At 72.9% G+C, this 21,134-nt stretch carries 16 protein-coding genes; 3 read left to right on the forward strand and 13 right to left on the reverse strand.

Features of this window, described 5'->3' with window-relative positions:
• Positions 1–276: 276 nt before the first annotated feature.
• A complete protein-coding gene (locus AS97_RS20955) occupies positions 277–1,464 on the reverse strand; it encodes a lactate 2-monooxygenase (protein ID WP_210565441.1) in 1,188 nt (395 codons plus the stop codon).
• A 318-nt stretch (positions 1,465–1,782) separates the two neighbouring features.
• On the opposite strand from AS97_RS20955, the gene AS97_RS20960 reads away from it, so the two are divergent.
• On the forward strand, positions 1,783–2,238 hold the full coding sequence (locus AS97_RS20960) for a hypothetical protein (RefSeq protein ID WP_247204447.1): 456 nt from the start codon (positions 1,783–1,785) through the stop codon (positions 2,236–2,238).
• Between the two features lie 19 nt (positions 2,239–2,257).
• On the opposite strand, the gene AS97_RS20965 is transcribed toward AS97_RS20960, so the two are convergent.
• Positions 2,258–3,127: an alpha/beta hydrolase gene (locus AS97_RS20965; protein WP_086709171.1), complete on the reverse strand. Its 870-nt coding sequence runs from the start codon at positions 3,125–3,127 to the stop codon at positions 2,258–2,260.
• A gap of 919 nt (positions 3,128–4,046) precedes the next feature.
• Positions 4,047–4,739: a metal-dependent transcriptional regulator gene (locus tag AS97_RS20970; RefSeq protein ID WP_059143620.1), complete on the reverse strand. Its 693-nt coding sequence runs from the start codon at positions 4,737–4,739 to the stop codon at positions 4,047–4,049.
• Positions 4,740–4,891: 152 nt separating this feature from the next.
• Between AS97_RS20970 and AS97_RS20975 the strand changes: the two genes are divergently transcribed.
• Positions 4,892–5,647 (forward strand): SIS domain-containing protein, encoded by a 756-nt coding sequence (locus AS97_RS20975; RefSeq protein WP_059143621.1) that lies wholly within the window; start codon positions 4,892–4,894, stop codon positions 5,645–5,647.
• Between the two features lie 323 nt (positions 5,648–5,970).
• Here the strand turns inward: AS97_RS20975 and AS97_RS20980 are convergent, their stop codons facing one another.
• Together AS97_RS20980 and pdxH are read right to left on the reverse strand one after the other, a co-directional pair.
• Positions 5,971–7,521, reverse strand: a complete 1,551-nt coding sequence (locus tag AS97_RS20980) for a PAS domain-containing protein (protein WP_210565443.1) — start codon at positions 7,519–7,521, stop codon at positions 5,971–5,973.
• A 499-nt stretch (positions 7,522–8,020) separates the two neighbouring features.
• Positions 8,021–8,716, reverse strand: a complete 696-nt coding sequence (pdxH, locus tag AS97_RS20985) for a pyridoxamine 5'-phosphate oxidase (RefSeq protein ID WP_059143623.1) — start codon at positions 8,714–8,716, stop codon at positions 8,021–8,023.
• A gap of 341 nt (positions 8,717–9,057) precedes the next feature.
• Between pdxH and AS97_RS20990 the strand changes: the two genes are divergently transcribed.
• Positions 9,058–10,158 (forward strand): citrate synthase 2, encoded by a 1,101-nt coding sequence (locus tag AS97_RS20990; RefSeq protein WP_059143624.1) that lies wholly within the window; start codon positions 9,058–9,060, stop codon positions 10,156–10,158.
• 107 nt (positions 10,159–10,265) lie between these two features.
• Here the strand turns inward: AS97_RS20990 and AS97_RS20995 are convergent, their stop codons facing one another.
• From AS97_RS20995 to AS97_RS21030, 8 genes are all read right to left on the reverse strand, one after another.
• The gene (locus AS97_RS20995) at positions 10,266–10,901 is read right to left on the reverse strand and encodes a TetR/AcrR family transcriptional regulator (protein ID WP_059143625.1); all 636 of its coding nucleotides are present in this window, start codon (positions 10,899–10,901) and stop codon (positions 10,266–10,268) included.
• On the reverse strand, positions 10,898–11,788 hold the full coding sequence (locus AS97_RS21000; RefSeq protein WP_059143626.1) for an enoyl-CoA hydratase family protein: 891 nt from the start codon (positions 11,786–11,788) through the stop codon (positions 10,898–10,900). Before AS97_RS21000 ends, AS97_RS20995 begins: the two co-directional genes overlap by 4 nt.
• The gene (locus AS97_RS21005) at positions 11,785–13,368 is read right to left on the reverse strand and encodes a 4-coumarate--CoA ligase family protein (protein WP_059143627.1); all 1,584 of its coding nucleotides are present in this window, start codon (positions 13,366–13,368) and stop codon (positions 11,785–11,787) included. Before AS97_RS21005 ends, AS97_RS21000 begins: the two co-directional genes overlap by 4 nt.
• A gap of 128 nt (positions 13,369–13,496) precedes the next feature.
• Entirely contained in the window at positions 13,497–14,657 is a 1,161-nt protein-coding gene (locus tag AS97_RS21010; RefSeq protein ID WP_210565444.1) for an acyl-CoA dehydrogenase family protein, read from the reverse strand.
• A 106-nt stretch (positions 14,658–14,763) separates the two neighbouring features.
• A complete protein-coding gene (locus AS97_RS21015) occupies positions 14,764–16,692 on the reverse strand; it encodes a biotin carboxylase N-terminal domain-containing protein (RefSeq protein ID WP_210565445.1) in 1,929 nt (642 codons plus the stop codon).
• 105 nt (positions 16,693–16,797) lie between these two features.
• Positions 16,798–18,396 carry a carboxyl transferase domain-containing protein gene (locus AS97_RS21020; RefSeq protein WP_210565446.1) on the reverse strand — a complete coding sequence of 533 codons (1,599 nt, stop codon included), beginning with the start codon at positions 18,394–18,396 and terminating at the stop codon, positions 16,798–16,800.
• The gene (locus AS97_RS21025; RefSeq protein ID WP_210565447.1) at positions 18,393–20,117 is read right to left on the reverse strand and encodes an acyclic terpene utilization AtuA family protein; all 1,725 of its coding nucleotides are present in this window, start codon (positions 20,115–20,117) and stop codon (positions 18,393–18,395) included. Before AS97_RS21025 ends, AS97_RS21020 begins: the two co-directional genes overlap by 4 nt.
• Positions 20,114–21,025: a TIGR03084 family metal-binding protein gene (locus AS97_RS21030; RefSeq protein WP_210565448.1), complete on the reverse strand. Its 912-nt coding sequence runs from the start codon at positions 21,023–21,025 to the stop codon at positions 20,114–20,116. Before AS97_RS21030 ends, AS97_RS21025 begins: the two co-directional genes overlap by 4 nt.
• Positions 21,026–21,134: the final 109 nt, after the last annotated feature.

Here is a 21,134-nt window from a genome sequence, read left to right on the forward strand (position 1 = left end):
ATGGCCCCACCGCCGACGCCGTTGGCGCCAGGGCCACCGACCCGCCCAGCATCAGCGCCGCCGCGAGCACGACCATCGAGGCTTTACGTTGGATCTTCACGCGACCACCCCCCGTGATCGGTAAATTCACTGCATGATCGGTTAATTCACTGCGCACCGATGAGCGTAGCACCCGGCAATCCGGAAGCTCATGACCCGGTAAAGCCCCGACGGTCCCACGGCGAGTCGCCGGTGTACCAGTGCATCTGACAACAAGTTGAAATCCGTAGGGAATTGTCAGCCGAGTGCGTCCGGGGTGAGCCCCGCCGCATCCGTATGGCCCGACAGCGCCATCGTCAGCTCGAACTCGGCCAGCAGGGAGCGGATCACATGCTCCACCCCCGGCTGCCCGTCCAGCCCCAGCCCATACGCGTACGGCCGCCCCAGCAGTACCGCGCGGGCGCCGAGGGCGAGCGCCTTGAACAGATCGTCACCGGTGCGCACCCCGCTGTCGAAGAGCACCGCGAGCCGGTCGCCGACCGCCGCCGCCACCCCCGGCAGCGCGTCGGCCGCCCCGATGGAGCCGCCCACTTGGCGGCCGCCGTGGTTGGACACCACGACGCCGTCCATCCCCGCCGCCTCCGCGCGCCGGGCGTCGTCGGGGTGCAACACCCCCTTGAGCACGATCGGGCCGTCCCAGTGCTCACGCAGAAACGCCAAATCCTCCCAGGTCTTCCCGGGGTCGCCGAACATCCGCACAAAGTGCAGCACCGCGGCGTCCCGGTCCTCGTGCACCGGCTTGGCGAGCCCGGCCTGGAACGCCGGATCGGTGAAGTAGTTGGCGGTTCCCACCCCGTGCAGGAACGGCAGATACGCCTGGTCGAGATCGCGCGGCCGCCAGGCCAGCAGCGGGGTGTCGAGGGTCACCACAAGCGCCGTGAAACCGCACGTCCTCGCCCGGTCCAGAAAGCTCCTGGTGACCTCGCGGTCCTTGCCCCAGTAGAGCTGGAACCACCGCTCGCCGTCCCCCATCGCCTCCGCCACCCGCTCCATCGGCGTACTGGACGCCGAGGACAGGATGAACGGCACACCCTGCGCCGCGGCGGCCCGCGCCGCCGCGCACTCGGCGTCCGGGTGCATGATCGACAACACGCCGATCGGCGCGAGCGCGAGCGGCGCGGGCAGCCGGGTGCCCAGCAGCTCGACCGACAGATTCCGCCGCCGTACGTCACGGAGCATCCGCGGCACGATCCGATGCCGGTCCAGCGCCGCCCGGTTGGCCCGCCCGGTGCTGCCGTTGCCCGCGCTGCCCGCGACATAGCCCACCGGGCCGGGTCCCAGCCGGGCCTCGGCCAGCTCCTCGAGCCGGGTCAGATCGGTGGGCAGCCGGGGAACGGCGCCGGTCATCCCGTTCAGATAGATCTCGTACTGAAATGCCGCCCAGTCCTTGCCGGGCTCCGGATCCGTGATGTCGCCGCCGATCATGTGCTTCCCTTCACTGGTTCATTACTGGTCAATTCGCCACTGCCGCAAAGGAGTAGAGGACTCGTAGGATCAACGAACCGTCGGTCGCGTTCAAGGGATCACACCGGAACGCGACGGAGACAGTTCCCGCATTGGAGTTCCACCGTGCCGCTGACCAAGACAACATGGCCGCGGGTCGGCGCGCCCGTTGCCGTGCTGACTCTCGCCCTGACCGCGTGCGGACCATTCGGGGAAAAGGGCGATACATCCGAGAACGCACGGCATACGTCCCGCTCGGAGGCCGCCGGTGGAGATCGGGGCGGGGCGCAGACGGTGGGGATGCGGTCGGGGGGTGGGACGTTCTGGCCGGGTCAGACCGGTACGCGTGCGTTCAAGGAGGACACCGGGGTCGAGCCCATCTACCGGATCGCGGCGCAGAAGGTCGACATCGGCACAGCGGACGAGACGAAGGCGCTGGTGCCGGACCCGGCGCAGGCCAAGGGCCTGGTGCCCGCGGTCGCCGCTGTGAACTACACCCATCTGCGCGGGGCCACGGTGCGGGAGTATCCGCGGGTCGGGGACTACGCGGAGGTGTACGCGGACGGCCGGCGGGGAGCGAAGGTCGTGGGCGATGCCGGGCAGCCCAAGGGCTGCGCGGACCCGGACGAGATCAAGGACTGGAAGAACGGGCAGAGCTATCTGCTCTGCACCACCTTCCTGATTCCCGCGCGGGCGAGGTCGGTCGAGGTCATGTGGACGGAGATCGGCGGGGAGCCGTTCACCTGGGCGTTCTGAACGGGGGGGCGCGCCGTCGTCAGACGGGGAGGGCCGAGGCCAGGAAGGGCTCCACGGCGCGGCGCCACCCGTCCGGCTGGTCGTAGTGGACCAGATGGCCCGCGTCCACCACCTCCGCATACTGCCCGCGGGGCAGGACGCGGACCATCTCCTGCGCCTCCGCACGGCCCAGCTGGCCGTCCAGCCCGCGGACGACCAGGGTGGGGCACTCGACCAGGGCGAGCTCTTCCCAATGGGCGTCCCGGACCCAGGTCTCACGGGCCTTCAGCATCTGGCGGCAGGAGAAGGCCGGGCGCCAGCCGTCCGAACGCTCGGCCATGACCTCGGCGAAGAAATCGCCCCGGGCCGGATTCGGCCGCTCCAGCATCGGATCGTCCTCGCCGAACCACTTGCGCACATCGGCGAGGGTCGCGAACGGCACCGGCCAGGAGCGAAACCATTCGGCCCACTCGCGCTGCGAGGCGGCGCCGAGGGCCGAGGCGCGCATATCGCAGATGACCAGCGCCCGGACCAGATCGGGGCGGCGGGCCGCGAGCTGCCAGGCGGTGAGGGCGCCCATGGCATGGCCGATCAGGGTCACGGGGGCGAGGCCGAGCTGCTCGACGGCCGCCTCGGCGTCGTCCACATAGGTGGAGCGGTCGAACGGCCCCTCGGCCGGCTTGTCGCTGCGGCCATGGCCACGCTGGTCGAGGGCGACCGCCCGATGGCGGGTGGAGAGCCAGCGGGCCGTCTCCGCCCAGTGGGCCGCCCGGCCCAGCAGCCCATGGAGCAACAGCACTCCGGGGCCCCGCGCTCCCTCGCGGCCGGCGCCTGCCTTGGGCGGGTCGGTGAACTCCCAGGCGGCGAGCCGCACGCCGCCGGCCCCGCTCACCTCGATGCGTCGCACCATGTGGTCTGGCACCTCCAGCCCTCTCTCGAACACCCTCACAGTATCGAACTCGTATTCGAACACGGTGTCGTTACGCCCAACACCCCTCGTTCGAGTGACCACCGTCAGGGATTGATCGTCTGTGCCATGGGGAGACAGCTAGCGGGAGGCGGACTGCTCGGGGAAGGGAGTCCGCGGGGGACGACCCTGAGAGCTCGGGGCTCCGGGTCACCAGGGCTCCGGGTCGCACCGGCCGCGTTCGCGCGGTCCGTGCGGCCCGGGGTCCAGCGGGGGGATATGGGGAAGCGGGGCCCCGGCACCTGACGGCACCGGGGCCCTCGCTGAAGATCTCCCCCTCGGCGGCACAGCCTCTCGGGCCCACCGCGGCCCCCTCCCCTGACGGCCTGAGCGTCAGCGACAGCGTCGCACGCGTCGGCCCCGCCCGCTCGGTTTCTCTCGACTCCGGTTTCGGGAAAATCCGTCGTCGCAGGTCGTGACGGCCGAATCGACTGAACGGGGTGTATCGGTCAGCGTGTCGAAGCGCGTGAGGTTGTGCGGAGGCGTATGCGCGAGGCGTTGGGCCGCCGGGCCCCCGGGGCAGGCGGGGCCCCGGGGGCCCCGGGACCTCTCGGGCCCCCGGGGCCGACGCGGGCTGGGGCGGAACGGACCGGGGCGGGGCGTCCGCGCGCTGACGGTCGGGGCGGTCGCGCGCCGGGGGTCGAGGCGGGAGATCTGTGGGGGTCGGGAATCAGGGTCTGGAACAGGGTGGAGGGCCGGGAATCAGGATGCGAGAAGCTCGCGCCCGGCCGGGATCAGCGCTTGACCACGAAGACCGCAGTCAGCGCTCGGCCACGAAGACCGGGATCAGCGCTTGGCCAAAGGCCCGGGTCAGCGCTTGGCCACGAAGGCCCGGGTCAGCGCTTGGCCACGAAGGCCCGGATCAGCGCTTGGCCACGAAGACATGCGAGGCGATCTCCGCCTCCAGCTCCGCCGCCTCACCGCTGCTGCCGACCAGCACCCCGCCCGGCGACTCCGTGACGCTCACCACGGAGCCCGGCTGCACCCCGGCCCGCCGCAGCGTGTACATCACCTGGGCGTCGGCCTGGATGGGCTCGCCGATGCGGCGCACCACCACCGTCTTGCCCTCCGCGCCGGGCTCCAGCTCACGCAGGCTCACCATGGACTCGTCCAGGAACGGATCGGCCTCGGCCTTCTCGCCCAGCTCCTCCAGGCCCGGAATCGGGTTGCCGTAAGGCGACTCGGTCGGATGGCGGAGCAGCTCCAGCACGCGCCGCTCCACCGCCTCGCTCATCACATGCTCCCAGCGGCACGCCTCGGCGTGGACCTGCTCCCACTCCAGCCCGATCACATCGACGAGCAGGCACTCGGCGAGCCGGTGCTTGCGCATCACCCGCGTGGCCAGCCGGCGGCCCTCCTCGGTCAGCTCCAGATGACGGTCGCCCGCGACCGTGACCAGCCCGTCGCGCTCCATGCGCGCCACCGTCTGGCTGACCGTCGGGCCGCTCTGCTCGAGCCGCTCCGCGATCCGGGCGCGCATGGGGACCACGCCCTCCTCCTCGAGCTCGAGGATGGTGCGGAGATACATCTCCGTGGTGTCGATCAGTCCGGACATGCGTGCCCCTCGAAGTGTCGTGCGGTGGCCCTCAGCCAATTCTGACGCATCCCGCCGACAACGGGGCCGAGACGGCCTCTTCCGCCGCAGGGGACCGGGCTGCTATTGACAGCGTCATGATCGGAAACCCCCACAGGGAAGGCGACGCGTTGATGAACGAGTCCAAACCGGCCGGGCAATTCTTCGACGCGGCCATCGGCCTGCTGCGGCAAGTGCGGGACGAGGAGGGCGAGCATATCGCCGCGGCGGGCACCCTGATCGCCGATACCGTGGCCGCGGGCGGCCGCCTCTTCGCGTTTGGCGCCGGGCACTCCTCCCTGCCCGCGCAGGACGTCGTCTACCGCGCGGGCGGGCTCGCGCTGATGAATCTGCTGGCGGTGCCCGGGGTGGTGGGCGTGGACGTCATCCCCGCCACCCTCGGCAGCGCGCTGGAACGTGTCGACGAGCTCGCCACGACCGTCCTCGACTGCAGCCCGCTCCGGTCCGGGGATCTGCTGATCGTGATCTCGCTGTCCGGGCGCAACGCCCTGCCCGTGGAGATGGCGATGAGCGCGCGGGAGCGCGGGGTCAGGGTGATCGGGGTGACCTCGGTCGGCTACGCGACCGGCACGACCTCGCGCAACTCCTCCGGTGGCTTCCTGAAGGACCACTGCGATCTGGTCATCGACAACAAGATCGCGATCGGCGACGCGGAGCTCACGATGGACGGCGTCGGCGCGCCCTTCGCCCCCGCGTCCACCGTCGTGACGAGCGCGATCATGCAGTCCATGGTGGCGGCCGGGGTCTCGGAACTGGCCGAGCGGGGGATCGAGCCGCCCATGCTGCGGTCGGGGAACGTGGACGGCGGGCATGAGTGGAACCGCAAGGTGATGACCGAATACGGGGACCGGATCTTCTACCGAAGGTAGGACCCTCGCCGGGAGCCTTTACCGGTGGTGGCTCCTAAGGGCTGGTCCCCGCCGGTGAGCGCGCAGCGGGGGAGCTTCCCCCCACCCCGCCCCTTCCGGAATCCCGGGGGCGGAGCCCCGGACCCCGACCGGGGCTCCGCCCCCCCCGCTCCTCAATCGCCGGAGGGGCTGGAGCGAATCCCGGGGCGGCCCCGGAGCCCGGCCGGGGCTCCGCCCGGACCCCGCTCCGCAAAGGCCGGAGGGGCTTGATTGGCCGCGGGCGGCGGGTGCGCGGCGCCTCCCGGCCCGGCGCCTCCCGGCCCGGGGCTTCACGGGCCGGGGCGTCAGCGGCGGCCTACGGCCAGGTCCACCGAGGCCGCGACGCGGGCCGCGACGTCCTCCGCGTACATCGCGTCCGTACGGTCGAAGGCCCGGCGGCTGGAGGTGCGCAGGAAGGTGACCACGCCGAGGGTGCGGCCGCGGCTGCGCAGCACCGCGCACAGGCCGTGCACCGTGTCCTCCGGCCATTTGCGGGCCACCGCCCACTGGGCCGCCGCGGGCTCGTCCGAGCGTCTCGTGCTCGCCCGTACCGAACCGCGGCGGTCGACCGCCTGGAGCGCCGGATGGCCCTCCGGGTAGCCCAGCGGGATGCCCCCGGGGACGACGGGCGGGCAAGGGCCGGGGGCGCCGATGGGGGTGGCCGCCGCCCGGACGAGCCGGACCCGGTCCTCCGGGGCGCCCGGCGGCGGGTCCAGGACCAGATCGATCAGGGCGTGATCGGCGAAGCCCGCCAGCGCGAAGTCCAGATGGACCGAGGCCGCCTCCATCGGGGCCTCGCATTCGGCCGCCGCCCGCGTCGCCCGGTGCAGCTGGTTGCCCCGGAAGCGCATCCGGGCGCTCTCCTGTTCCTGGCCCTTCGCCTCCGTCACGTCCTGGAAGATCCAGGCCACGCCGAGCGGCGTCGGCTCCTCGGTGAGCGGTGAGGCCAGCCGGAGGAAGCCGCTGCGCCAGCAGCGGCGCCGGGCCGCCGCACCGGGCTCGCCGCGGTCGGCGCCCTCACCGCGCACCGCCTCGTCGTCGTCGAGCAGTTCGCAGCGCACGCTGTCCGCGCCCTCGAAGCCGTCCGCCGCGTCGGTGTCCCGCAGCGTCACCCACAGCTCGGTGGGCGCCGGGGGCGCGCCCTCCGCCAGGACGTGCTGCAGCGCGGCCTCCGCCTCCTCGGCGCCCTGGTCCAGGAAGTCGCCCAGCGGCCGGCCGGGCGCGGCCTTACGGGCCGTACGCAGCGCCCCCGCCGCGCTGGCGTTGACCACGGCCACCCGCAGATCCGCGTCGACGAGGACCACGTTCCACGACGCGTCCTCCAGCAGCGCCTCGCTCAGCGCGATCGACCGCTCCAGGTCGACCTGCGCATGCACCTCGCTGAAGGCGCAGTACACCCCGGCCGGGCGGCCGTCCGCGCCCGCCACCGCCGAGGACTGCGTACGGACCAGGACCCGGCCGCCGTCCTTGGTCAGCAGCGCGAACTCGTGCACCCGGCGACCCGTGGTGCCCATGGCCTCCGTAAGGCGCGCGTCGACGTCCCGCGCGTCCCCCGGGCGGGTGGCCCAGCCGCCCAGCCCCTTGCGGCCGACCGCCTCCGCCGCCGTCCAGCCGAGGATGCGCTCGGCCTCGTGGTTCCAGTGGGTCACCGTGCCGTCGGCGTCGAACGCGCACAGGGCGGCGTCCATCCCGTCGAGCAGCGCGGCGAGCAGTTCGGAGTCGGGCCGCTCGGGCCCGTCCGGGCACTCGGGCCGGACGGACGCCGACGCGGCGGCGCCCGCCTGTCCGGGGACCCCCCGCGAGGATCGGGCGGAACGCGCCGGCCCTGCGGGTTCGGAACGTTGTGAAGCGCTCACCTGACACCCCTTGCTCGACGTGGCTGTCCGTGGTGGGGCACGTCGGACATTGAACTCGAACGTGACACGCGCCACACCGCATTCGTCGAAATCGTTGCCACACGGAAATTCGCTTGTGTGTGGCAGGAGGCGGTTCTTAGGCTTGCGGTACACGAGAAGGGAGGTGGTTCGGCAGATGTATGAAATCCGGACGCGTGAGGTGACTGCGGGCTAGCAGTCCGTCGTCGCGCTCTGCGCATCGCCGGACTGGCGCACGAAAGAGGTGCGCAGCCGGCCAATCCCATGCAGTCACCCGACCCGCGGGTCGCCGGTACGTCCGACCGGCCCCCTTCCGCCTCAGGGCGTCAGGGGAAAGACCCGCGGGTTGTCCGCGTTTTCGCGTGTTCGGGGCTCTTCAGGGGTCTGAGGGGCTTCTTCTCAGCAGCTAAGGGCCTGCTCCCGGCGGCCTTACGGTCCGCACCGACCCACCTGAGCACCGACCTCCGCGAGCTGCCGCGCCTTACGGGTACAGCCGCTCCACCCGCCAGCCCTCCTCATCGGGCAGCCGCACATACCGCAGCCGGTCGTGCAGCCGGTTCTCCCGGCCCTGCCAGAACTCCACCGCCTCCGGCACCACCCGGAACCCGCCCCACTCCGGCGGCACCGGCACCTGCTCCCCCGGCGGATAGCGGTCCGCCAGCTCCTCGTACGAGCGGTCCAGCTCCTCCCGCGAGGCCACCACCGAGGACTGCGTGCTCGCCCACGCCCCCAGTTGCGAGCCGTGCGGCCGGGTCCGGAAGTACGCCGCCGTCTCGTCCCGCCCGGTGCGCCGCGCGGTGCCCGTGACGATCACCTGCCGGGCGATGGGATGCCAGGGGAAGAGCAGCCCGACATGCGGGTTCTCGCCCAGCTCACGGCCCTTGCGGGAGCCGTAGTTGGTGTAGAAGACGAAGCCGCGCTCGTCGAAGCTCTTCATCAGGACGGTGCGGGAGCTGGGGCGGCCCGCCGCGTCGGCCGTCGAGACGATCATCGCGTTCGGCTCGAAGAGCCCGCTGCCGACCGCCTCCTCGAACCACCGGGTGAACTGCCGGAACGGATCGCCCGCGAGGTCCGCCTCGTCGAAGCCGGCCGCGCGATAGTGCTCGCGCATGGCGGCCGGGTCGTACGTACGCGCGGAGGAAGCCGAGGGCTCCGAGTCAACGTGAGGCACGGGCATATCTTGCAACATCATCGGTCCTTCGCACGGGCTGCCCCGTAAGAGCGATCTCTTTCCCCCACCCCACCGCCCCGTAACCCTCCCCCCGACGCGCACCGCGTGTGCCGCTTCTCACGCTTCCCCGTGGCGAGCGCACGCACCAGACTGAGGCTGACCATGCGCCTGTCGGCGCATGGCAGGCACCACCCCCCGCGTTCTGGGGGTAACTCCCCGCCGCGGTTGGGTGACCACTACCCGCACGGGGCACATCACCGGAGTGACCGGTACGGACCGCGAGCCGTGTCAGGCGGCCGCGTAACCGTTCCGGCACCGCCGTCGTCCGCAGCATGAGGAGCCGCCTGATGTCCGACTTCGTACCCGGACTCGAAGGAGTCGTCGCGTTCGAGACGGAGATCGCCGAACCCGACAAGGAAGGCGGCGCGCTGCGCTACCGAGGCGTGGACATCGAGGACCTGGTGGGCCATGTCTCCTTCGGGAACGTGTGGGGTCTGCTGGTCGACGGTGCCTTCAACCCGGGGCTGCCGGCCGCCGAGCCGTTCCCCATCCCGGTCCACTCCGGGGACATCCGGGTCGACGTCCAGTCCGCGCTGGCCATGCTCGCGCCCGTCTGGGGCCTCAAACCGCTGCTGGACATCGACGCGGAGCAGGCCCGTGAGGACCTGGCGCGCGCGGCCGTGATGGCCCTGTCCTACGTCGCCCAGTCGGCCCGCGGCCAGGGGAAGCCGATGGTGCCGCAGCGGGAGATCGACAAGGCCGGGACCATCGTGGAGCGCTTCATGCGGCGCTGGCGCGGTGAGCCGGACCCCAAGCATGTCGCCGCCGTCGACGCGTACTGGACCTCGGCCGCCGAGCACGGGATGAACGCGTCCACCTTCACCGCCCGCGTCATCGCCTCCACCGGCGCGGATGTCGCCGCCGCGCTCTCCGGCGCGGTGGGCGCCATGTCGGGGCCGCTGCACGGCGGCGCGCCCTCCCGGGTGCTCGGCATGATCGAGGAGATCGAGCGCACCGGGGACGCCACCGGCTACGTCCGGCAGGCCCTGGACCGGGGCGAGCGGCTGATGGGCTTCGGCCACCGCGTCTACCGCGCCGAGGACCCGCGGGCGCGGGTGCTGCGGCGCACCGCGAAGGAGCTGGGCGCACCCCGCTTCGAGGTCGCCGAGGCGCTGGAGCGGGCCGCCCTGGACGAGCTGCACAACCGGCGGCCGGACCGGGTGCTGGCCACGAATGTGGAGTTCTGGGCGGCCATCGTGCTGGACTTCGCCGAGGTCCCGGCGCCCATGTTCACCTCGATGTTCACCTGCGCCCGCACGGCGGGCTGGAGCGCGCACATCCTGGAGCAGAAGCGGACCGGCCGTCTGGTGCGGCCGTCGGCCCGGTACGTCGGCCCCGGCACGCGCAGCCCGCACGAGATCGACGGGTACGGGGACACGAAGCGGTAGTTCCGGCGGCAAGGGGTGGCCCAGGAGCGCGAGCCGCGGCTCGGGAGCCGAGCCGTAGCCGAGGGCCGAGTCATAGCCCGGGCCCGAGCCGCAGACCGAGTCCTGGCTCAGGACGCGGCCGGGGAAGGGTGGTCGGGGTCCTGCGGGGTCAGGATTGTCTCCAGGACCCTCGACCACTGGGCCACCACCCGCTCCCGGCGGTGGCCGTCGTCCGTCAGGAGGTTGGCCAGGCCCAGGCCGCGTCCCATGTCGAGCAGGCCCTGGACGGCCTCCCGGACGCCCGGCACCGACTCGTCGGCGCCCAGCAGCTCCACGGCCATCCGATGGGTCTCGCGGCCGATCTTCGCCTCCAGGGCGGTCACCCGGGAGCAAAGCTGCTCCTCGTACGAGGCCGCCACCCACAGCTGGAGCGCGGCCCGGAAGAGCGGGCCGGTGTAGAGGGTGACCAGCGCCTCGACCACCGTGTGGACGCGGCCCTCCCCATGCGGGGCGGGGAGGGCGCGCAGCTCGGCCGAGCGCTCCTCGGCGACATGCTCGACAGCGGCCGTGAAGAGGTCCTCACGGGTCGGGAAGTGGTGCTGGGCCGCGCCCCGCGACACCCCGGCCCGCTCGGCGACCACCGCGACCGTGGAGCCTGCCCAGCCGCGCTCGGCGAGGCAGGCCACGGCGGCTTCCAGCAGCCGCCTGCGGGTCGCGCGGCTGCGGTCCTGCTTGGGATCGCGCAGTGCCGTACGGGGGGTCATCGGGACGCCCTCGCGGCCCCGGCGCCCGGCGTGGCCCCGGCGCCCCCGGTCTGAGCGTCCGCCCCCGCGTCGGCCGCCGTCTCCCGCACCCACACCGGCTCGCGCCGCTCCAGGAAGGCCGTCATGCCCTCCCGGGCCTCCTCGGAGGCGAAGAGGCGGGCCGACAGCGCGGCCAGCTGTCCGCCGTCCCGGTCGAAGGCGCGCAGCACATCGGCGGTCACCAGTCGCTTGGACTCGGCGAGGCCCTGCGGGGAGCCCCGGCGCAGCCCGTCGAGGACGGGCGCCAGCGCCTCGTCCGCGTCGCCCTCCGGGTCGGCGATCGTCACCAGACCGATCCGGGCCGCCTCGGCGGCGTCGAACCGCTCCCCCGTGAGGTAGTAGCGGGCCGCCGCGCGGCGGTCCAGCCGGGGCAGCAGCGGCATCGATATGACGGCCGGGGCGAGGCCGAGCCGCGCCTCGGTGAAGGCGAAGCCGGCGCCGCGCCCGGCCGCCGAGATGTCGCAGGCTCCGAGCAGCCCGAGCCCACCGGCCCGCACGTGTCCGGTGACGCGCGCGACGACCGGCTTGGGCAGTTCCACGATCGACCGCAACAGCGCCACCAGTCCGGCCGCACCGGACGCCGAAGGCGGTTCGCTCAGATCCGCGCCCGCGCAGAAGGTGCTGCCGGTGTGGGTGAGCAGCACCGCCCGGACGCGGTCGTCCCGCCCGGCCTCCTCCAGCGCCGCGCGCAACTCGGCGACCAGGCGCGTCGAGAGGGCGTTGCGGTTGTGCGGCGAGTCCAGCGTGAGGGTGGCGATACCGCGCGCGGAAGCGGACCGTACGAGAGGCTTGGGCACCGCGGTGGGGTCTGCGGTCGGCGGGCCATCGGTCGTGGGGCCGTCGGTCATGGGGTGGTCGAGCTCCTTTCCCTGGCGCGCAGTTCACGCCTCAGGATCTTGCCGGTGGCCGAGCGCGGCACGGTGTCCGTGAACTCCACGCGGCGCACCTTCTTGTACGGGGCCACCTGTCCGGCAACGTACGCGATCAGGTCGTCCTCCGAGATCCGGGTCCCGGGCCGGCGCACCACATACGCCTTGGGGATCTCATTGCCCGTCCCGTCCGTCACCCCGATCACGGCGGCGTCGGCGACGGCCTCATGGGCGAGCAGCACGGCCTCCAGGTCGGCCGGTGCGACCTGATAGCCCTTGTACTTGATCAACTCCTTCACTCGGTCCACCACATACAGCCAGCCGTCCGCGTCCACATGCCCGACGTCGCCGGTGTGCAGCCAGCCCTCGGCGTCGATCAGCGCGTCGGTGTCCTCGGGGCGGCCCAGATAGCCCTTCATCACCTGTGGTCCGCGGATGACGATCTCGCCGTCCTCGCCGACGGCCAGGTCCTCGCCGGTGTCCGGGGCCACGATGCGCATCTCGGTGCTCGGAAGCAGCTTTCCGACCGTCCCCGGTGGTGCGTTCTTCGCGTCGCGCGGCACCAGATGGCAGCCCGGCGACAGCTCCGTCATCCCGAACGCCTGCAGCAGCGGCGGTACGCCGAGCCGCCGGGCGCACGCCTCCGCGAGCCGGGCGTCCAGCGGGGCCGCCGCGCTCAGCACGTACCGCACCGACGACAGATCGTGGCCGTCCACCGACGGATGCTTGGCGAGCGCGAGCACGATCGGCGGGGCCACATAGAGCGCCTGGGCACGGTGCTTCTCGATGGCGGCGAGGAAGGTGTCGAGTTCGAAGCGGGGCAGCACGATCACCGTGCCGCCGTTGCGGAGCGGCGCGTTCATGAGCGCCGTAAGGCCGTAGCTGTGGAAGAACGGCAGGACGGCCAGCACCCGCTCCCCCGGCTGGTTGGGGACCAGCGTCTCCACCTGCGCGAGGTTGGTGGAGACGTTGCGGTGGGTGAGCATCACGCCCTTGGGGGTGCCGGTGGTGCCCGAGGAGTACGGCAGCACCGCGATGTCCTCGGCCGGGTCGATGTCCACCACCGGTTCGGGCGCGGTGCTCCTCATCATGGAGCGCAGCGAGCGATGGCCGCTCGCCTCGTCGCAGACGAAGATCTCCCGTACCCCGCCCGCCCGTTCGGCGGCCTGCCGGGCCACGCCCAGCAGGGCCGAGACGGTGATGACCCAGGACGCGGCCGCGTCCCGGAGCTGCTTGGCGAACTCCTCCGGGGTCGCCAGCGGATGCACCGTGGTGACCGCGGCCCCGGTGCGGGTCGCGCCGTAGAAGGCCGGTGGGTACATGATCGAGTTGGGGCTGTGCAGGGCCACCACATCGCCCTTGCGCACCCCCGCCTCGGCCAGCGCGGCCCCGATCCGGCGCGCGGCGCGATCCAGTGCGGCATAGCTCAGGGCCGCCCCGGTCACGCCGTCCACCAGCGCGGTCAGGTCGCCGAACTCCTCGGCCGCGCGGGCCAGTACGGCGTCGTGGATGGGCAGATCGACAGGCGGGACATCGGGATACTCGCTGCGCAGCACCATGGCCGTTCCCCTCAGCTCTGATGGACCTACCTGTCCGTTCTGCCCAACTCGTGAGGCCGGTACGACGCCGTCCGGTACGGCGCCGTGGGTTCGGCTACGGCGCCCGCGGCGGAAGGATCGGCGAGAGGTCAGTACGACTTCGGCAGCCCCAGGGTCTGGTGGGAGACGTAGTTGAGGATCATCTCCCGGCTGACGGGGGCGATCCGGGCCACCCGGGCCGCCGTGATCAGCCGGGCCAGCCCGTACTCGGCGGTCAGGCCGTTGCCGCCGAGGGTGTGCACGGCCTGGTCCACCGCCCGCACCGTGGCCTCCCCTGCCGCGTATTTGGCCATGTTGGCGGCCTCACCCGCGCCCGCGTCATCGCCCGTGTCGTAGAGGTACGCCGCCTTCGCCATCATCAGCCGGGCCAGTTCCAGCTCGATATGGGACTGGGCGAGGGGGTGGGCGATGGCCTGGTGGGCGCCGATGGGCTCCTTCCACACCTGGCGGGTGCGGGCGTAGTCGACGGCCTTGTCGAGCGCGTAGCGGCCCATCCCCAGCGCGAACGCCGCCGTCATGATGCGCTCCGGGTTGAGCCCCGCGAAGAGCTGCAGCAGCCCGGCGTCCTCGTCGCCCACCAGCGCGTCGGCGGGCAGCCGTACGTCGTCCAGCACCACCTCGAACTGCTTCTCCGCGGCGGCCAGTTCCATGGGGATGTGGTGGTAGGAGAAGCCGTGCGCCTGCCGCGGGACGATGAACAGGCAGGGCTTGAGCTTCCCGGTCCGGGCGTCCTCGGTGCGGCCGACGATCAGGGTCGCGTCGGCGATGTCCACGCCCGAGATGAAGACCTTACGGCCGTTGAGTATCCAGCCGCCGTCGTCCCCCCGGCGCGCGGTGGTGGTGATGCGGTGCGAGTTGGATCCGGCGTCGGGCTCGGTGATGCCGAAGGCCATGGTGAGGCTGCCGTCGGCCAGACCGGGCAGCCAGCGCTCCTTCTGCTCGGCGGTGCCGAACCGGGCGATGACGGTGCCGCAGATGGCGGGCGAGACGATCAGCATGAGCAGCGGGCAGCCCGCGGCGCCCAGCTCCTCCAGGACGATGGACAGCTCGCCGATGCCGCCGCCCCCGCCACCGTACTCCTCGGGGAGATTGACGCCGAGATAGCCGAGCTTGCCTGCCTCGGCCCACAGTTGGCGCGCGCTGTCGCGCTCCTGGGGGCCGCCCGGGGCGTGTCCCTTGGCGAACGACGACACCGCCGCGCGGAGCGCCACGCGCTCCGGGGTGTCCACGGGCGTATGCGGGCTGGTCATGGACGGCTCCTCCCACTTGCGATGCGTTGTGCGGGCCGTGCGCTGTCCCGCACGGCCCGGACGGTCTGTCCGGGCCCGGACGTGCCGAGTGGTGCGCGGGGGTTCGTCACTCCCCCGCCGCCACGACGGCGAGCAGGGCTCCGACCTCGACCTGGTGGCCGGCGGTGGCGTGCAGGGCGGTGAGCACCCCGGCGGCGGGCGCCGTGACGCGGTGCTCCATCTTCATGGCCTCCAGCCACAGCAGCGGCTGTCCGGCCTCGACCCGGTCCCCGACCGCCACCTCGGCGACCCGGACCACCGTGCCCGGCATGGGCGCCAGCAGCGAGCCCGGCTCGGCACGGGCGGTGGGGTCGGGGAAGCGGGGCAGCGCGGTGAACACAAAGCCGCCCTGAGGGGTGTCGACATAGCGGCGGTCCCCATGGGCCGTCACCTCGAACGTCCGCCGGACCCCGGCCACATCGAGGACGACCAACTCCGCTGCCGCGCCCAGCACCCGGACGTCGGGCATGTCCGCCGCGTGCGGCCCCTCGCGGGTGAGGCGGTAGCGCACCTCGTGCTCGGTGCCGCCCGGTTCGGCGCGGTAGCTCCTCGACTGCGGCTGGGAGGGCACGTTCCGCCACCCGCCCAACCGCCCGGCCACGGTCGCGGTCCCCGGCCGCCGCGCCGCGTCGGCCAGGGCGGCGGCGAGGGCGGCGAGCGAGGCCGCCTCGTCGTGACCGGAGGCGGCGGCGGTCAGCTCGGCCAGATGGCGTTCGAGGAAGCCGGTGTCCATACGGGCCGCCTCGAACTCCGGATGCCGCAGGGCCCGTACGAGCAGTTCCCGGTTGGTCACCGGGCCGTGGATCCGGGCCCGCTCCAGCCCGTGGGCCAGCCGCCGCACCGCCTCCGCCCTGGTGGGCGCGACGGCGATGACCTTGGCCAGCATCGGGTCGTAGTGGACGCCGATCGCGTCCCCGTCGGCCGGTCCGGAGTCGACCCGCAGCCCGGGGATCTCCAGCCGGTGCATGATCCCCGTCTGCGGCCGCCAGTCGCGCGCCGGGTCCTCGGCGTACAGCCGCGCCTCGACGGCATGCCCCCGGGGCGCCGGCGGCTCGGGGTCGAGGCGCTCCCCCTCCGCGATCCGCAGTTGCAGCGCCACCAGGTCAAGGCCGTAGATCTGCTCGGTGACCGGGTGCTCGACCTGTAGGCGGGTGTTCATCTCCAGGAAGTACGCCCGCCCCGCCGACGAGACCAGGAACTCCACCGTGCCCGCGCCCTCGTAGCCGATGGCGCGCGCCGCGTTCGCCGCCGACTCGGCCAGGGTGCGCCGCAGTTCCTCGTCAAGACCGGGGGCCGGGGCCTCCTCGATGACCTTCTGGTGGCGGCGCTGGAGGGAGCAGTCGCGGGTGCCGAGGGTCCAGACGGTGCCGTGGGTGTCGGCGAACACCTGGACCTCGACATGGCGGGCGCCCTCCATATAGGGCTCCACGAAGATCTCACCGTCGCCGAAGGCGGAGGCCGCCTCGGCGCGGGCGGAGTCGAGTTCGGCGGGGAGCGCGTCCAGTTCGCGGACCACCCGCATGCCCCGGCCACCGCCGCCCGCCGCCGCCTTGACCAGCAGCGGCAGATCATCGGCGGTGGCCTCGGCCGGGTCGATCGCGTCGAGCAGCGGCACGCCCGCCTTGCGCATGATCTCCTTGGCGCGGGTCTTGGAGGCCATCGCCTCCATCGCCTCGGGCGGCGGCCCCACCCACATCAGCCCCGCGTCCCTTACGGCGCGCGCGAAGTCGGCGTGCTCGGAGAGGAAGCCGTAGCCGGGGTGGACGGCGTCGGCCCCGGCGGCCAGAGCGGCCTTCACGAGGAGATCGCCGCGCAGATACGTGTCGGCCGGGGCATCGCCCGGCAGCCGTACGGCGGCGTCGGCCTCGCGTGCGTGGGGCGCGCCGGCGTCCGCGTCGGAGTGGACCGCGACGGTGGCGATGCCGAGGTCACGGCAGGTGCGGACGATACGCCGCGCTATCTCGGCGCGGTTGGCGACCAGGAGGGAACGGATCACGGGTTCCTCACTCACATCCGGAAGACGCCGAAGCGGAACCGCCGCGCACGGCGGACGAGGCGAGCGAACGGGCGGACAAACGGGCACGGCTCACGGGTTCCTCACTCACATCCGGAAGACGCCGAAGCCACCGCGCGCGCCCTCGACCGGCGCGGTGTGCAGGGCGGACAGACACAGGCCGAGTACGGTGCGGGTGTCGCGCGGGTCGATGACGCCGTCGTCGTAGAGCCGCCCGGAGAGGAAGAGCGGCAGCGACTCGGACTCGATCTGCTGCTCCACCATGGCGCGCAGCGCGGCGTCCGCCTCGTCGTCGTACGGCTGCCCCTTGGCGGCGGCGGACTGCCGGGCGACGATCGACATCACCCCCGCGAGCTGCTGCGGGCCCATCACGGCGGACTTGGCGCTGGGCCAGGCGAAGAGGAAGCGGGGGTCGTACGCCCGGCCGCACATCCCGTAGTGACCGGCGCCGTACGAGGCGCCGATGAGCACCGACAGATGCGGGACGCGGGAGTTGGAGACGGCGTTGATCATCATGGCGCCGTGTTTGATGATCCCGCCCTGCTCGTAGTCGCGGCCGACCATATAGCCGGTGGTGTTGTGCAGGAAGAGCAGCGGGATGTCGCGCTGGTTGGCGAGCTGGATGAACTGCGCGGCCTTCTGGGACTCCTCGCTGAACAGCACCCCCTGGGCGTTGGCCAGGATCCCGATCGGGTAGCCGTGCAGCGCGGCCCAGCCGGTGGCCAGGCTGCGCCCGTACAGCGGCTTGAACTCGTCGAAGTCCGAGCCGTCCACGATCCGGGCGATCACCTCGCGCGGATCGAAGGGGACCTTGAGGTCACCGGGGACGATGCCGAGCAGCTCCTCGGCGTCGTACTTCGGCGGTTCGGCGGGCCCGGGGTCGGCGTGCGCCTTGCGCCAGTTGAGGCGGGCGACGACCCGGCGGGCCTGGCGCAGCGCGTCGGGCTCGTCGGTGGCGAAGTAGTCGGCGAGGCCGGAGGTGCGGGCGTGCATCTCGGCGCCGCCCAGCGATTCGTCGTCGCTCTCCTCGCCGGTGGCCATCTTCACCAGCGGCGGGCCGCCCAGGAAGACCTTGGAGCGCTCCTTGACCATGATCACGTGATCGGACATCCCGGGGATGTACGCGCCTCCGGCGGTGGAGTTGCCGAAGACCACGGCGATCGTGGGGATTCCGGCGGCGGACAGCCGGGTGAGATCGCGGAACATCGCCCCGCCCGGGATGAAGATCTCCTTCTGGGACGGGAGATCGGCGCCGCCGGACTCGACGAGGCTGACGAGCGGGAGCCGGTTGGCGCGGGCGATCTCATGGGCGCGCAGCGCCTTCTTGAGCGTCCAGGGGTTGCTGGCCCCGCCGCGTACGGTCGGGTCGTTGGCACTGATCAGGCACTCCACACCGGAGATCACCCCGATGCCGGTGACGAGCGAGGCCCCCACCGGATACTCGCTGCCCCAGCCGGCCAGCGGCGACAGCTCCAGGAACGGGGTGTCGGGGTCGAGCAGCAGCTCGATCCGCTCGCGGACCAGCAGCTTGCCGCGCTTGCGATGGCGCTGGACGTATTTCTCACCGCCCCCGGCGAGCGCCTTGGCGTGCTCACCCTCCAACTCGGCGAGCTTGGCGAGCATCGCCTCCCGATGGGCCGTGTGATCGGCCCCTGCGGGGTCGAGCGCGGACGCGAGCGCGGTCAAAGCAGTACCTCCGGTATGTCCAGATGGCGTGAGCGCAGCCATTCGCCGACGGCCTTGGCCTGGGGATCGAAGCGGGCCTGCGCGGCGACGCCCTCGCCGAGCAGGCCCTCCACGACGAAGTTCAGGGCCCGCAGCCGGGGCAGCGGATGGCGGATGACCTTCAACGGGACCGTCTCCGGGAGCAGTTCGCGCAGCCGGTCGACGGTGAGGGTGTGGGCCAGCCAGCGCCAGGCGTCCTCGCTTCGCGCCCAGACGCCGATGTTGGCGCTGCCGCCCTTGTCGCCGCTGCGGGCCCCGGCGACCGCGCCGAGCGGCGCGCGGCGGGTCGGGCCCGGCGGCAGCGGGGGCGGCAGCGGAGGCTCGTCCGGAAGCTCGTCCGGAGGCTCGTCCACCGGGCCTCCGGCGGCGGGCGTGGTGGGGGCCGGGGGGATGGTCAGCCGGGAGCCGTCCGGCAGTACGGCGGTGTGCGGCACGGTGTCGGCCGGGGTGTCCACGGCCTCGAAGACACCGTAAGGAGAGCCCTTTCCGGGCGGGGCGGTCACATGGAAGCCGGGGTAGCTGGCGAGGGCCAGTTCGACGGCCGCGCCGCTGATCGCCCTGCCCACCGCCGCCGCGTCCCGGTCCCGGACGACCAGCCGCAGCAGGGCGCTCGCCTCCTCCTGCACGGCGGCGTCGGAGTGGTCGGTACGGGAGAGGGTCCAACGGACCTCGGCGGGGCGGCGCTTGCTCATCGCCCCCTCCATCTGGTCCCGTACGAGCGCCGCCTTGGCCTCGATGTCCAGGCCGGTGAGCACGAACACCACCTCGTTGCGGTGGCCGCCGAGCCGGGTCAGCCCCGTCTTGAGCGTGCGCGGCGGCGCCTCGCCGCGTACGCCGTGGACGCGCACCCGGTCCGGGCCGTCCGGGGCGAGCCGCACCGAGTCCAGCCGGGCGGTGACGTCCGGGCCCGGATAGCGGGCGCCCGCCGTCTCGTAGAGGAGCTGGGCGGTGACGGTCCCGACCGTGACGGCGCCGCCGGTGTGCGGATGCTTGGTGATCACGCTGGAGCCGTCGGGGTGGATCTCGGCGAGCGGGAAGCCGGGGCGGCGGAGGTCGTGCTCGGTGAAGAACGCGTAGTTGCCGCCGGTCGCCTGCGTACCGCACTCCAGGATGTGCCCGGCGACCACGGCTCCCGCAAGCGCGTCCCAGTCGTCGGCGGCCCAGCCGAAGTGCGCGGCGGCCGGGCCGGTCACCAGCGCGGCGTCCGTCACCCGCCCGGTGACCACCACGTCCGCGCCACCGCGCAGACAGGCCGTGATACCGGCGCCGCCGAGATAGGCGTTGGCGGCGAACACCCCCGGCCCCCAGTCGCGGACGCCGAGGAGGTCGTCGCCCTCGACATGGGCGACCCGGCAGTCGATGCCGAGCCGCTGGGCGAGCGCGCGGATCGCGTCGGCCAGCCCGGCCGGGTTGAGCCCGCCCGCGTTGGTGACAAGCCGTACGCCGCGCTCCATGGCGAGCCCCAGGGTGTCCTCAAGCTGGCGCAGAAAGGTGGTGGCATAGCCGCGCGCCGGGTCCTTGGCGCGGTCCCGGCCCAGGATGAGCATGGTCAGCTCGGCGAGATAGTCCCCGGTCAGCACGTCCAGGGGGCCACCGGTGAGCATCTCGCGCACCGCGTCGAAGCGGTCGCCGTAGAAGCCGGAGGCGTTGCCGATACGGAGGGGGCGGGGCGGAGGGGTCACGGGGCGCCTCCGGGGCGTTGTCCGGGAACGCCGCGCTGCGGGGCGGGGCGTGTGAAGGCGCCGCTCTGCGGGGTGGGGCTCGCGAGGCCGCCCCCGGCGTCGCCATCCACCAAGTGCTCCGTCCGCTGCCCCGGACCGCGCCCCTTTCCGGGCGGCCCCGCGAACGCCTGGGCGATGTCCAGCCAGCGGTCCGCGTCCGGCCCTTCGGCGCGTACGGCCAGATCGTCGCGGTGGGCCCGCTGGGTCACCAGCAGACAGAAGTCCAGCGCGGGCCCGGTGACCCGCTGAGCGGCGCCCTCCGGCCCGTACGCCCACACCTCACCGTCCGGAGCCGTGAGTTCGACCCGGAACTCCTCGGCCGGCGGCTCCAGCTCCCGCGCCGTGTACGCGTAACCCCGCGCCCGGACCCCGATCCGGGCCACATGGCGCAGCCGGGCGGTGGGGGCCCGGCGCACCCCCAACGCGTCGGCGACGTCCTGGCCGTGCGCCCAGGTCTCCATCAGCCGGGCGGTCGCCATCGACATCACGCTCATCGGCGGCCCGTACCACGGCAGCCGGGCGCGCGGCGGCTGCACGGCCAGCGTCCGGAGCAACCGCTCCCGCCCCTCGCGCCAGTGGCCCAGCAGCACCTCGGGCGGCTCGGCCGCCCCGCGCTCCGCGCCCTCGTCCACGAACGCGTCGGGCGCGGTCCACGCCCGGCGCACCTCGTCGGCGAACCCCTGCGGGTCCTCGGCGGCTTGTACGGCCCGCTCGTCGGTCCACGCGAGATGGGCGATCTGGTGCGCGATGCTCCACCCGGGCGCGGGCGTCGGCGTCCGCCACGCCCCGGCAGGCAGCCCGGCCACCAGACCGTCCACCTCCTCGCCCTCGGCGCGCAGATCGCCGAGCAGAGCTTCCGTATCGGACACGCGGGACTCCCGGTCATGGGGCGGCGGCGGTGCGGAGTGTCGGGAGTGAGCGTGGCAGCGCCGAAGAAAACAATCAAGCGCGCTTGCATGGTTTTTGACACCCCGGCCC

Source organism: Streptomyces sp. AgN23, assembly GCF_001598115.1.
GTDB lineage: Bacteria > Actinomycetota > Actinomycetes > Streptomycetales > Streptomycetaceae > Streptomyces > Streptomyces antimycoticus.